Below are 13,299 nucleotides of genomic sequence, written 5' to 3'. Positions count from 1 at the left end.
CCGACCTCAAGGTTCCTCACCCATGGCCAACGCCGCCCGCCCGCTCGCCGCCGGCATTGCCGGCATCGGGGCGCTCGCGCTCCTGCCGATGGCGGTTGCCGCGCGCACCGGCACCGGGCCGGTGGCGGTGTGGGTCGCGACCTCCGGCTTCTGCCTGTTCCTTGCCGGCCTGCTGCGCTTCACCACCCACGGGCTGGAGACGCGCCTGACGCGGGCGGGCGCCGTGGCTCTGGTGGCGTGCATGTGGCTGGTGCTGCCGCTGATGGCGACGCCGGCGGTGGCCATCGTCTCCGGCCTGACGCCGCTCCAGGCCTGGTTCGAGGCGCTTTCCGCCTTCACCGCGACGGGCTTGACCGCACTCCAGCAGGGCCCTGCGAGCCTCTATGTGTTCCTCGGCCTCCTGCAATGGGCGGGCGGTCTCCTGACCGTGGTCACCGCAGTTGCCGTTCTGGCCCCCGCGGGCCTCGGTGGCCTGCCGGACAGAACCCCGCGGGGTGGCCGGGCGCTCGAAGTGGTGGACCTCGTGCAGGTGCTGCGCGAGATCGCGCCGGCCTATCTCGGCGCGAGCGTGCTCGCGATGCTCGTGCTGCTCGCCTCGGGCGAGAGCCTCTATGTAGCTTTCACCCTCGCGACCGCCGTGGTCTCTGCCGGCGCCCACCTGCCGCCCGAGGCGCAGTTAGCCCTCGCGCTGGACGAGACGCCCAAGTGGCTGCTGCTGCCCTTCCTCATCTTCAGCGCCACCAGCGTGCGGTGGCACCGGGCGCTGATTACCCGCCGCATCAACGCCGCACCGGAGCAGGTGGAAAGCCTCGTCATCATCGGCTGGTGGGCGGTGCTCGGCATCATCCTTGGCGCGCTGCTGTTCCGAACGGACGAGATGTCGTCCCTCGACGCGGTGCGTGACGGGTTGTTCACCGCCGCCTCGCTGATCTCCACCAGCGGCATCGGCCCGCACGAAGGCACCTACGCCAACCTGCCGCTCGGCCTCGTCATCCTCGTGGTGCTGCTGGGCGGCGGCGCGCTGTCGGTGGCGGGCGGGCTCAAGATGCTGCGGCTGCGGGCCATCCTGCTGCGCACGCGGGGCGATCTACTGCGGCTCGTCTATCCGCACATTGTGTTGCCCTCGGCGCTGGAGGGCGGCGTCGGTTCCGCCATGCGGGGCGTGTGGGCCGGGGCGGCGAGCCTCGGCTTCATGTATGGCCTCTGCGTCATCGCGCTCAGCCCCGGACTGCCCTCGCTGGACGCCGCGCTGGCGGCGGCGGCGGCGGTCGTCACCAATACTGGCCCGGTCTATGACGCCGCGGGCGGCGGCTGGCCGGCCATCTCCTCCCTGCCGTGGGGCTCGGTGCTCGTCGCCGGCATCGGCATGATTGCCGGGCGCTTGGAGATCATCGGGCTTTTCGTCTTCATCCATCTCGCCATCTGGCGCACCTGAGGGCCGACGCAGTCATGTCGCGCATCGCCTACGTCAACGGACGCTATCTCCCCCATCACGACGCCAGCGTGCATGTGGAGGATCGCGGCTATCAGTTCGCCGATGGCGTTTATGAGGTCTGCGAGGTGCTGGGCGGCCGGCTCGTGGACGAGCGCCGCCATCTCGACCGGCTCGAGCGCTCCCTGCACGAACTCTTGATCGCCGCGCCCATGTCGCGCGCGGCGCTCTCGGCCGTGCTGCGGGAAGTGGTGCGGCGCAATGGGGTGCGCAACGGCATGGTCTATCTGCAGGTGACGCGGGGCGTGGCCCGTCGCGACCATGCGTTTCCCGCGCCCGGTACCGTCCCCTCCGTCGTCGTGACAGCGCGCCGCACCGACCGGGAGGCGCAGGAGGCACTGGCCCGCAAGGGCGTTGCCGTCATCACCGTGCCGGAGAATCGCTGGCCGCGTGTCGACATCAAGAGCGTTTCCCTGCTGCCGAACGTGCTGGCAAAGCAGTTGGCCAAGGAGGCCGGCGCCCGGGAAGCTTGGTTCGTCGATGCCGACGGTTATGTCACCGAGGGCGCTTCCACCAACGCCTGGATCGTGACCGCCGGTCGCACCATCGTCACGCGCCCCGCGGACAGCGGCATCCTCAGGGGGATCACCCGCACCGTGGCGTTCGAGGTGGCGGCCGACCTTGGCTATTCCATCGATGAGCGGCCGTTCACCGTCGCGGAAGCCCATGCGGCCGAAGAGGCCTTTATCTCGGCGGCGACGACCGTCATCATGCCGGTGGTGACCGTGGACGGCGTGCCGGTGGGGGCGGGTGTCCCCGGTCCGGTCGCAGCGGCTTTGCGATTGAAATTCCACGACTTTTCGGAAGTCGCGTGAGGTCGCTCCACAACGCTCCATGTTGCGGAGCAAAATAATATTGCGCCGCCATGGGGCTGTGCCATTCTAGCAGCCCAACTCTCACGGGGGGTGTACACTCCAGACGTGCGCTTGCCGTGGGCCTCAACGCCGAAACAATGGATACGAAAATGGCGGCGGAACGGACACAAAATCTCCAAGACACTTTTCTCAATCACGTCCGCAAGAACAAGACTCCCCTCACGATTTTCCTGGTGAACGGGGTGAAATTGCAGGGCGTCGTTACCTGGTTCGATAATTTCTGCGTGCTCCTGCGCCGGGACGGTCATTCCCAGCTGGTTTACAAGCACGCTATTTCCACCATCATGCCGGGTCACCCGGTCCAGTTGTTCGATCCCACGGACGATGGGGGAGAAAAGGCCTAAGCGTGGAGCATCAAAGCGGGAAGAAGGCGGGCGGACGTTCAAAGTCCAAGGCAGACCCATCGAAGACGGCAACGTCCAAGCTCGCAGGCCGCACGGTTGAAGGTGCCATCGACGCCGGGGAGGATATTCTGATCCCCGGCGAGCATGATGCGCTGCTGCCCGAATCCGGGATGGATTCCGAAGGCCCCACCCACGACATCACCCGAGAGCCTACGCGCGGCGGCATCGACCGCCGTGCGCCGGCCGTGCGTTGCGCCGTCGTGACCCCGGTGGTCAGCCGGCGGGGCAGGGGAGGCGCGCCGGAGCGGCGCAGCCCCGAGGCCCGCCTGGACGAAGCCGTGGGCCTCGCTGCCGCCATCGAGCTGAACGTGGTCTTCTCGGGCCTTGTCTCCCTCTCGGAGATCCGGCCCGCGACCTATCTCGGCACCGGCAAGGTGGAAGAGCTGGCGGACGTGGTGAAGGCCGAGCATGTGGATCTCGTCTTCTTCGATGCCGCCTTGTCGCCCGTGCAGCAGCGCAACCTGGAAAAGGCGTGGTCCACCAAGGTGGTGGACCGTACCGCGCTGATCCTCGAAATCTTCGGCATGCGCGCTCGCACCAAGGAAGGCGCGCTGCAGGTCGAGCTTGCCCACCTCAATTACCAGCGATCCCGGCTGGTGCGCTCCTGGACCCATCTTGAACGCCAGCGCGGCGGCTTCGGCTTCCTCGGCGGCCCGGGCGAGACGCAGATCGAGGCGGACCGCCGTCTCATCGGCGAGCGCATCGTGCGCATCGAGAAGGAACTGGAGCAGGTCAAGCGCACGCGCGGCCTGCACCGGGCGAGCCGCAAGCGGGTGCCCTATCCCATCGTCGCACTGGTGGGCTACACCAACGCCGGCAAGTCCACGCTGTTCAACCGGCTCACCCGCGCTGAAGTGATGGCCAAGGATCTGCTGTTCGCCACGCTTGACCCGACCCTTCGGGCCGTGGACCTGCCGCACGGCACCCGCATCATTCTCTCCGACACCGTGGGGTTCATCTCCGAACTGCCGACCCAGCTCGTCGCCGCCTTCCGCGCCACGCTGGAAGAGGTTCTGGAGGCAGACCTGATCCTGCACGTGCGCGACATCTCCCACCCCGACACCGAGGCCCAGGCGGCGGATGTGGCCGACGTGCTGGAAGACCTCGGCGTCGAGGTGAAGGACGGCGGCCGCGTCATCGAGGTGTGGAACAAGATCGACCGGCTTTCACCCGAAGCCCGCGAGCAGGTGCAGAATCAGACCCTCCGGGCGGGCGCCGACGCGCCGGTCGCGGTCTCGGCCCTGACCGGGGAGGGGACGGACGACCTCCTCGGCGTCATCGAGCGGCGCATCACCTCCGGGCGCGTGACGCTCTCCGTCACGCTTGCGGCTGAGGACGGCGAGGGGCTCGGCTGGCTCTACCGTCACGGCGAGGTGCTGGAGCGATCCACCGGCGAGGATGGCGTGCTGCAGGTGGCCCTGCGCATCCCGCCCGAGCGCGCCGGTCTTGTCGCCAGACGCTTCGGGGCACGGCGGGTCCACACCATGTAAGGCCGCGCCCGCCTATTCGGCTGCGCGCGCGCTCTGTTTCTCAAGGCGCTTGGCGTCCTGCCAAAGGGCTTCCATCTGTTCCAGGCTGGCATCATCCGGGCGGCGGCCAGCCATGGCGAGCTGGGCCTCTACATGGCCGAAGCGGCGGGTGAACTTCTCATTGGTGCCCCGCAGCGCCGTCTCGGGATCGACGCCGGCGTGGCGCGCGAGGTTCACCACGGCAAACAGCAGGTCGCCCATCTCGTCGCGAATGGCCTCGGTACCGCCTGCGTCGAGGGCCTGCGCGACCTCCTCAGTCTCCTCGCGGATCTTGGCCAGCACCTGCCGCGCATCGTTCCAGTCGAAGCCCACGCGGCTCGCTTTCTCCTGAAGCTTCAAGGCGCGGGTGAGGGCAGGGAGGGGCAGGGCGACGCCGGAGAGAGCGCCCTTGCCGCCCTCCTCAGGCGCCAACCCGGCGGCGTCGCGGGCGGCAGCACGCTCGGCCTTCTCCTGAGCCTTGATCTCGGCCCACAGGCCCTTCACCGCTTCGGGCGAGAGATCGCGGGCATCGCCGAACACATGGGGGTGCCGGCGCACCAGCTTGGTGGTGATGGCTTCCACCACGTCGGGAAAGGCAAAGGCGCCTTCCTCTTCCGCGAGCCGGGCGTGGAAGACGACCTGGAGCAGCAGGTCGCCCAGTTCCTCCTTCAGGTCGGGCAGATCGGCGCGGGCGATGGCGTCCGCCACCTCATAGGCCTCCTCCAGCGTGTAGGGCGCGATGGTTGCGAAGGTCTGCTCCAGATCCCACGGGCAACCCGTGCCCCGCGTGCGCAGGGCCGCCATAATCTCGATGAGGCGCGCGATGTCGCGGGAGGGCAGCATGGGGGACTCCGGAAGGGTGGGTGGACATCCTAATGCCCAGGTACGCCGCGCGCGACTGCGCCCGATGCCGCCTTTAAGCGCGCGGACGCGAGGCTTATGCTGGCGCGGCTCCGAGGGATTCCCGCCCATGATCGAAATCGCACCCGCCGGACCTATCGACGACGACATCCGGCCCGGCGAGACCAGCGTCGCGCTGCCGGAGCGGTTCGATGCGGGGCTCTATTTCATCGGCCGCATCCGCACGCCCTGGACGATCCGAGCCACCTGTCCGCGCCGGGGGGACTCGGAGGAGGGACCGGTCTGCACCCTGGAGATCGATGCCCGCTGGGCGGATGCGCTGACGGGCGTCGCCGACTGCCCGCGCCTGCAGGTGCTCTACTGGATGGACCGTGCGCGCCGCGATCTCGTCCTCCAGAGCCCGCGCGACGGCGGCACCCGAGGCACCTTCGCGCTGCGCTCGCCCGTGCGGCCCAATCCCATCGCATCCTCGGTGGTCCGGCTCGTGGGCGTGGAAGGGCACAAGGTGCTGGTGCGCGGCCTCGACTGCCTCGACGGCACGCCGCTCGTGGACCTCAAGGTTCAACACGAGTGAGATGAGGAATGAGCTGAAAGCAAAAACGCAGAAGAGATATTATGGAATATCGAGACCGAGCCGACCTCTAGCGCAACGCTGCTGATGGAGATGACTGCGCGTTCGCCTGCGTTAAAACTTCACAAAATTAGTTTTGTTTTACAGAAGTTTGCCCAGAACTTCAAAAGCGGCATCTGACCCTCCGCGCCCTTCAATCGGCCGCATCGCTGCGCTCAGGGACAGCCACACCGCTCCGGATGCCCGACGTGAACTGCAGGCCGTCATAGGCTGGGATGACCCCCTCCGGCAGGCGCGCGGCCAACGCCGAATAATCCAAGTCGGTATGGAGGTTGGTCAGGATCGCCAGATTGGGCTTTAGCATCGCCACGTGATCCAGCGCCTCCTGAAGCGTGAAATGCGAGGGATGCGGCGTCTCGCGCAGGGCATCGATGAGCCAGACGTCGAGATTGCGCAGATGTGCGAGGCTGTTCTCGGGGAACCCGTTTACGTCGCTTGAATAGGCCACGTCGCCGAAGCGGAAGCCGAAGGCGTCGATGTCGCCGTGGCGCTGGCGGAATGGCAGGGCGCAGATCGGGCCACCTGCCCCGTCGATGACGATCTCTCGGCCTTCCCGATACCGGTGCTCGTTCAGGATCGGCGGATAGGCGCTACCGGGCGGCGTCGCGAAGCAGTAGCCGAAGCGTTGATGCAACACGCGGGCGGTATCTTCATCCGCATAAATGTCCACGCGTTTGCGATTGTGGATGGCAAGGGGACGCAGATCGTCGATGCCGTGGGTGTGGTCGGCATGCTCGTGCGTGAACAGCACGGCGTCGAGGTGGGTCACGTCGGCCCCGAGCAATTGCTCCCGCAGATCCGGCGAAGCATCCACCAGGACAGTCGTTTTGCCTCCCGCGCCCGCGCGCTCCACGAGCATGGAGCAGCGCCGACGGCGATTGCGCGGATTCGCGGGGTCGCAGGCGCCCCATCCCTGCCCCACCCGCGGCACGCCCCCGGAAGAGCCGCAGCCAAGGATGGTGAAGGTCAGCGTCGCGGTCTCGCTGGAGGGGGGCATCACATCTCTCCCGGCGGCCGGCATCGCCCGGCACAGAATCCGCCGCAGGGTGCTCCAATTCGCGCCCGGAGTCACACCGGCGCACCGATTGCGACGGCACGTTCAGTAAGGGTGAAAGGGTTTCGGTGCCGCCAAAGGGCGAGAGCGCCGAAGCCGCGCTTCTCATCTAGCGTGTGAAGCCGCTTGAGAAATAGGCCTGAGAACAAAGAGATGTGGGCCGAGATTCGCGTAAACAATCACGCGAATCTGGCCACTCGGCTGTTGTGCAGGGCGCATCAGCGCGAACGGCGGCCGCGATGTCGCCCTTCGCGTGCGTCAATGCGGGCGCCGGATGTGGAATGCCGGAAAGGAGAATGCTGCCGCGCCAAGGGCTGCGAGAAGCAGGCTCTCGCACGCAACCGGATTGGGAGGGTGAGGTGCGGCGGATGGCAGGGGTTTGAATGGTCGGAGCGAGAGGATTTGAACCTCCGACCCCTAGTCCCCCAGACTAGTGCGCTAACCGGGCTGCGCTACGCTCCGACGTGGAGGGGAGGCTTAGACCATCACCGGGGCCCCGACAAGCCCCTCCCGAACCGAATGTGCAAAGCGCGCGCCGCTCTCCCCAAGGATCATTCGGGCGGGAAAAAGATACCACCTTAGGCTGCGGCTTTCGACCCTGTATCGCGGCAGGATTGTGGCGCCGGATAGCGAATCGTCACTCTTTCGCCGACGAATGGTGTCAATGTGGCCTGATTGCGCGGTCATTCGGCGATCTTCCTCAATTACACGGAAGATTGAACGGATGAAGATTCGTGTGGTCCTGTCCTGCGCCGCCCTGTCCCTGTCGGCCCCCATGGCCGTTCCAAGCCTGGCGAACGCGGACACCTCCACCGGCATCGCCTCCTACTATTGGCAAGGCCGCAGCACCGCGAGTGGTGAACGTTTCAACCCGTCGGCCTATACGGCCGCCCATCGTTCCCTGCCCTTCGGCACCAAGGTGCGTGTCACCAATCTCCGTAACGGAAAGGCCGTCGTCGTCCGCATCAATGATCGCGGACCGTTCGTCCGCGGCCGGGTGATCGACGTGTCCAAGGCCGCGGCGTCAGAACTCGGCTTCACCGGCTCGGGCGTCACGCGCGTTTCCCTCGCCGTCGTCGACTGACCGGACCGACCGACAAACCGAGGCCGGGCGCGCGGCGGAATGTTTGCCGCCCGGCTCTCCTCTGCCGCTTTCGGCTGCGCGTGGATCAGTCGCCGGTTCTGGCCTCGCCTCGCCGGCCGATCAGGCCTTCCATCAGGCGACGGCATTCTCCCAGTTCATAGAGGGCGGACTGCATCCGATGCACGTCGTCCCGGGAGAGCACTGGCGCCGCCATGGGAGCCTGGCCCACCACCCGCGGCTCGGACCGCAGATGGGGTGGCAGATACTGCTCCGGCGGACCGGGGCGCAGGGGCTCGCGCGGCAGCCGCTGGGCTGTCTCCGCCTGCGGCTCGGCGGCCGCGACATCCTCCACGGGCCCTGCGGGCGCGGACCAGCCCCGCGCGGGCTGCTGGCGGGTGGCCGGAGGCGGTGCCGAATGGGACTGCGTGGAGTGGGGCTGTGGGGAGGGAGCCGCGCCCCGGCTGGCCATGCGCTCGGCCAGAAGCCGCTGCTCCGCCTCGGGCATCGGGAAGCCATCTTCGCCTTCCTCGCGGATGGGACCGATCAGCGGGCCGACGCGCGTGGCGCGCGGCAGCGCCTGGGGCGCATCCTCTCCCCATTCCTCATCGATCGCGCGGCGCATGGCCTCGCCCTGCCAGCTTCCGGGCGACCGGGGCAAGCGGGCCGACACCTCGGCGGGGCCGTAGGCCTCCGAAGGGTATGAATCGCGCGGAGCTGCGCGCTCCACCCCGCCCCGCTGCGGATGCGCCGAGGCGACGCCCAGCGGCGGCTCGCGCCGCGCGTCCCCCGCACGGATATCCGGCCGGCGTGGCCGTTCCGCAGGCCGCTCGACGGGACGACGATCGGAAGCCCGCTCCAACGGCCGCTCCAAGGACCGATCATATGCCCGATCCTGGGGCCGATCCTGATCGTTCATGGAATACTCCGGCTCGGTGCCCCTCAGGGCCTCGCGGTAGGGGGCGGGCGCCTCGGCGGGCAGCGGGGCGGCCGCAGGCCATTCGTCATCGGTCGGGTGCGCAGAGGGGGCGTAAGGCGGTTCGGTGTGGCGATCCTCCTCCCACCGGTGTTCGTCCCGCCATTCGCGCTCTCGCCACTCGGCATCGCGACCCGCGTCGTGATGTCCGGCACGGCGAGTGTCCGGGCCGTCCCAGGAGGTGTCCTCGGCAGCGGGTTCAGCAGCGCTTTCCACCCAATCGGTCTGCCGCCATTCGCCGTCACGCAGCAGCCGGCCCTCGCGTGTATCGCGATCGCGCGGCCGGGGCGGCTCGGCTTCCAGCCAGTCGCGGCTTTCGGAGACCGCGCGGCGGGACCGGCGCGGCGTGTCATCATCCGGCGGGCCGGGCTCATCTTCTTCACGCGCGTACAGCCGGGCCGCGGCATGATCGCCACGGGCGGGCGCGGGCGCCTGCTCTCGCGTATCGTGCTCGGGCACCTCATGGGGCCGCGGCGGGCGCCTTTCCTGCGCCTTCAGGCGACGAATGCGGTCCTCGATGGGCTCGGACACCTGCGGGCCCGGCGAAAAATCATCCAGGAACGGCAGCAGAGGATCGTCAAGCTCCGGCGAATGGGGCGCCGGGTCGTCGGCCTGCATGGCGAGTCGCGACGCAGGCCCCCGGCTCGGGCGCTGCATGGGGCGCAACTGGGGCTCCACGCGCTCGCTGGCACGGCCGTCCGGCGGGCCCCGTCGGGCGGGCATCCGCTCGGAATGGTGGCCATGGTCCTCGTCGAGATTCAGGGCCGGGCGGGACTGCAGATCGGCGCGCGCGTCCACCTGCGGCTCCCTCTTGGATTCCCCGCGGGGCAGGGGCGCCGTGTCGTGATCCAGATCCGCGTCGCGCCGCGGGCCGGGACGACGCGGCGGTACATCGTCCGGGTCGTCGTGCACGCCGCCGAACGAAGGCTCGCGACGGCCGTCGCCTCCCCCGCGCAGATTGGACTCGGCGGGGCGGCGGCGCTCGGGCTGTGCCTCCCCTCGGTCGGGATGGCGCACGGGCGGATCAAAACCGGGTTCATCCCGGACGGGCTGGTGATGGAGAGGCAGTTCGCGCGCGGGCCGATCGAAGGCGGGATCGCGCCGCTCCGCCTGGCCCGCGCGGGCGCGGCTTTCTCGCAGGGGCATGGGCGGCTTCGCCGGCTCGGATGCAAGATCGCGGTCGGCTTCGGGATCGGGGAAGGGCAACGGCAGCTCTGCGCTTTCGGGCAGCTCGGGAAGTATATCCTCCTCCCCTCCCCGCCCCTTGCCACGCCGGCGCGGAAGCAGGCCGAGCAGGCCGCCGAATGTGACCCCCTCCCCGCCTGCCGCACGGGCCGGGCGGGCAGACCGCATGGACGCCACCTCGCGCTCGATGCCGAGATCCTGGACGTAGCGCACGCCCTGATCCTTCAGCACCCGCTGGGCGCCCTTGATGGTGAAGCCGTCGGTATAGAGCAGGTGCCGGATGCCGCGCAGGAGGTCCACGTCCTCCGGCCGATAGAATCGCCGGCCGCCGGCGCGCTTCACCGGCTTGATCTGGGTGAATCGGCTTTCCCAGAAACGCAGGACGTGCTGCGGCAGCTCAAGCTCGTCCGCCACCTCGCTGATGGTCCGGAAGGCGTCCGGAGCTTTCTCCGTCTCGCGCGCGTCGCCCACCTTGTCTCCCGCCTCGTTCGACCGAATCGCCCAGAGCCCGTCGAGGAATCATAGGTGCGATTGGCGCATGCGGAAAGGCGGGCAAGCCACGGCAAGGGCTTGTCCCCGGGTGTTCGCGCGATCGGTTACGAAATCCTGTCCGCTGGGCGGGCGTCGAGGATCAGTCCTCGTCCGTCCCGTCCGGCTCGGTGCCGTTGATGCGGTGCTTCAGGATGCTGGAGGGCTTGAAGACCATGACCCGGCGGGGCTCGATGGGCACCTCCTGGCCGGTCTTGGGATTGCGCCCGATGCGCTCGCCCTTGTCGCGCACGACGAAGGAGCCGAACGAAGACAGCTTGACCGTCTCGCCACGGGCGAGGCAGTCCGCGATCTCCTTGAGAACCATCTCGACGAGTTGGGCAGACTCGGTACGAGACAGTCCTACCTGCTGATAGACGGCCTCACACAGATCCGCCCGCGTTACGGTCCGACCAGCCATATGTCTCCCCGACCCCTGAAAGCGCGCTCGGACCGGCCGCCAACGCCCTGCGACCGCCCAGCCTTGCAAACGCAGCAATTCTTAACAGTTGAGGCTGCACGAATGTGACGGATACGACGCCGCACCTCAACGAGCCCCAGCGCCTGTGGGCAACGGCGTCCGGCAAACTAGCCGCGCGGGCCGAACAAGGTCAACGCTTTATGTGGCTTACCAGCGGATCAACGCCGACCCCCAGGTGAATCCACCGCCCATCGCCTCAAGCAGGACCAGATCACCCTGCGTAATGCGGCCATCCCGCACTGCGACATCAAGCGCCAGGGGGATGGAGGCGGCGGAGGTGTTGCCGTGGAGGTCCACGGTGGTCACCACCTTCTCCGGCGCGATCCCCAGCTTCTGGGCGCTGGCGTCGATGATGCGGCGGTTGGCCTGATGGGGCACGAACCAGTCGATGCTCGCGGCACTCTCGCCGGTGGCGGCGAAGGCATCCTCGATCACGTCGGTGATCATCCCCACCGCGTGCTTGAACACTTCCTTGCCTTCCATGCGCAGATGGCCGGCGGTGCCCGTGGTGGAGGGCCCGCCGTCCACATAGAGCTTGGCGCGATGCCGTCCGTCCGAACGCAGGTGGGAGGTGAGGAGACCGGAATTGCCGGCCGACGCCGCATCCGCGCCTTCCAGCACCAGCGCACCGGCGCCGTCGCCGAACAGCACGCAGGTGCCGCGGTCCTCCCAGTCGAGGATGCGCGAGAAGGTCTCGGCACCGATCACCAGCGCCCGCTTGAAGGCACCGGTCTTCAGATAGGCATCCGCCGTGGCGAGGGCGAAGACGAAGCCCGAGCACACCGCCTGGATGTCGAAGGCCGCGCCGCGCGTAATACCCAGTTCGGCCTGCACGGTCACGGAGGTGGCCGGAAACGTCTGGTCAGGGGTCGCCGTGCCGAGGACGATCAGGTCGATGTCGGCGGCGGTGAGGCCGGACGCATCAAGCGCGCGCTGGGCCGCCTTGATGGCGAGGTGGGAGGTGTATTCGCCCTCCGCCGCGATGTGCCGCTGGCGGATGCCGGTGCGCTGGACGATCCACTCGTCGGACGTGTCCATGCTTGCCGCGAGATCGGCATTGCTGAGGACCCGCTCGGGGAGATAGGACCCGGTGCCCCGGGCGACGGACCTGATACCGCTCACGATTGTCCTTCCGCCCCTGCGGCCTCCGGCCGGCGCTCGGAAATCTCCGGAGGCCTGCGGCTGGTGAGGCTCTGTTCGATGCGCGCCAGCAGTTCGTGGCGCACCATGTCATAGGCGAGGTCGACGGCGGCGGCGAAGCCCTCCGCGTCGGTGCCCCCGTGGCTCTTGATGACGATGCCGTTGAGGCCGAGGAACACGCCGCCGTTGGCCCGGCGCGGGTCCATCTTCTCCTTCAGCACGCGAAACGCGTCGCGCGCGAAAAGATAGCCGATCCTCGCCCGCAGCGTCCGGCTCATGGCCGAGCGCAGGTAGGAGGCAAGCTGCTTGGCCGTGCCCTCGGCGGTCTTGAGCGCGATGTTGCCGGAAAAGCCTTCGGTAACGACCACGTCCACCGTACCGGCGCCGATGTCGTTGCCCTCGACGAAGCCGTGATAGTTCACCGCCACCCCCTCCTCCCGGAGGATGCGCGCGGCTTCCTTCACCTCCTCGACGCCCTTGATCTCCTCGACCCCGACGTTGAGGAGACCCACGGTCGGCTCCTCGATGTCGAACAGCACGCGCGCCATGGCCGAGCCCATGATCGCCATCTCGACGAGGCTCTTTGCGGTGGCACCGATGGAGGCACCCACGTCCAGCACCACGGTCTCGCCGCGCAGCGTCGGCCAGATGGCGGCAATGGCGGGGCGGCTGATGCCGGGCATGGTGCGCAGGTTAAAGTTGGCCATGGCCATCAGCGCGCCGGTGTTGCCGGCGGAGACGGCGACGTCGGCCTCGTGGACCTTCACCGCGTCGATGGCCTTCCACATGGACGATTTGTAGCGGCCGCGGCGCAGCGCCTGGCTCGGCTTGTCGTCCATGCCCACCACCACCTCGGTGTGGACGATGCGGGAGGCCGCCGCGAGCTTGGGATGGCTTTTCAGAACCTCGCGGATCCGCGCCTCGTCGCCATAGAGGACAAAGGCTGTGTCCGGATGGCGTCCGAGGGAGATTTCCGCTCCGGCAAGGACCGTCTCGGGTCCATGGTCGCCGCCCATGGCGTCGAGGGCGATGCGGACGGCTACGGTCATCTCAGGCGTAAATCCCTGCTTCGATCAAATGGCG

11 protein-coding genes, 1 tRNA gene and 1 pseudogene are annotated in these 13,299 nt (G+C 68.2%); 6 read left to right on the top strand and 7 right to left on the bottom strand.

The features are described 5' to 3' along the window. The first annotated feature begins 22 nt into the window (after positions 1-22). From ACT54R_RS22450 to hflX, 4 genes are all read left to right on the top strand, one after another. Positions 23-1,435 (top strand): hypothetical protein, encoded by a 1,413-nt coding sequence (locus ACT54R_RS22450; protein ID WP_476330328.1) that lies wholly within the window; start codon positions 23-25, stop codon positions 1,433-1,435. Between the two features lie 14 nt (positions 1,436-1,449). Continuing rightward, positions 1,450-2,307 (top strand): D-amino-acid transaminase, encoded by an 858-nt coding sequence (locus tag ACT54R_RS22445; protein ID WP_476330323.1) that lies wholly within the window; start codon positions 1,450-1,452, stop codon positions 2,305-2,307. A gap of 149 nt (positions 2,308-2,456) precedes the next feature. Next, positions 2,457-2,711, top strand: a complete 255-nt coding sequence (gene hfq / locus ACT54R_RS22440) for an RNA chaperone Hfq (protein ID WP_024279016.1) — start codon at positions 2,457-2,459, stop codon at positions 2,709-2,711. A 170-nt stretch (positions 2,712-2,881) separates the two neighbouring features. After that, positions 2,882-4,261, top strand: coding sequence for a GTPase HflX (gene hflX / locus ACT54R_RS22435; protein WP_476330873.1), 1,380 nt, complete (start codon positions 2,882-2,884; stop codon positions 4,259-4,261). 12 nt (positions 4,262-4,273) lie between these two features. Here hflX and mazG read toward each other — a convergent pair whose 3' ends face one another. Next, on the bottom strand, positions 4,274-5,122 hold the full coding sequence (gene mazG / locus ACT54R_RS22430) for a nucleoside triphosphate pyrophosphohydrolase (RefSeq protein WP_476330320.1): 849 nt from the start codon (positions 5,120-5,122) through the stop codon (positions 4,274-4,276). Positions 5,123-5,249: 127 nt separating this feature from the next. On the opposite strand from mazG, the gene ACT54R_RS22425 reads away from it, so the two are divergent. Further along, the gene (locus tag ACT54R_RS22425; RefSeq protein ID WP_476330316.1) at positions 5,250-5,714 is read left to right on the top strand and encodes an SAM-dependent methyltransferase; all 465 of its coding nucleotides are present in this window, start codon (positions 5,250-5,252) and stop codon (positions 5,712-5,714) included. A 190-nt stretch (positions 5,715-5,904) separates the two neighbouring features. Here ACT54R_RS22425 and ACT54R_RS22420 read toward each other — a convergent pair whose 3' ends face one another. Beyond that, positions 5,905-6,768 carry an MBL fold metallo-hydrolase gene (locus ACT54R_RS22420; RefSeq protein WP_476330311.1) on the bottom strand — a complete coding sequence of 288 codons (864 nt, stop codon included), beginning with the start codon at positions 6,766-6,768 and terminating at the stop codon, positions 5,905-5,907. 441 nt (positions 6,769-7,209) lie between these two features. Next, a tRNA-Pro gene (locus ACT54R_RS22415) sits at positions 7,210-7,287 on the bottom strand. Positions 7,288-7,549: 262 nt separating this feature from the next. On the opposite strand from ACT54R_RS22415, the gene ACT54R_RS22410 reads away from it, so the two are divergent. Further along, positions 7,550-7,909: a septal ring lytic transglycosylase RlpA family protein gene (locus ACT54R_RS22410; RefSeq protein WP_476330307.1), complete on the top strand. Its 360-nt coding sequence runs from the start codon at positions 7,550-7,552 to the stop codon at positions 7,907-7,909. A gap of 2,350 nt (positions 7,910-10,259) precedes the next feature. Here the strand turns inward: ACT54R_RS22410 and ACT54R_RS22405 are convergent. The 4 genes and pseudogenes from ACT54R_RS22405 to plsX form a co-directional block, all read right to left on the bottom strand. Next, a pseudogene (locus ACT54R_RS22405) lies at positions 10,260-10,538 on the bottom strand (MerR family transcriptional regulator); the annotation flags it as partial. Positions 10,539-10,698: 160 nt separating this feature from the next. After that, complete coding sequence (locus ACT54R_RS22400; RefSeq protein ID WP_168457829.1) at positions 10,699-11,016, bottom strand: integration host factor subunit alpha; 318 nt, start codon at positions 11,014-11,016, stop codon at positions 10,699-10,701. Between the two features lie 207 nt (positions 11,017-11,223). After that, positions 11,224-12,198, bottom strand: a complete 975-nt coding sequence (locus ACT54R_RS22395; protein WP_476330302.1) for a beta-ketoacyl-ACP synthase III — start codon at positions 12,196-12,198, stop codon at positions 11,224-11,226. Further along, positions 12,195-13,265 carry a phosphate acyltransferase PlsX gene (gene plsX, locus ACT54R_RS22390; RefSeq protein WP_168457827.1) on the bottom strand — a complete coding sequence of 357 codons (1,071 nt, stop codon included), beginning with the start codon at positions 13,263-13,265 and terminating at the stop codon, positions 12,195-12,197. The genes ACT54R_RS22395 and plsX overlap by 4 nt, the downstream gene beginning before the upstream one ends. Positions 13,266-13,299 lie beyond the last annotated feature (34 nt).

This window comes from Xanthobacter sp. DMC47 (assembly GCF_056313845.1).
This window is presented reverse-complemented; position numbering and strand designations above follow the sequence as displayed.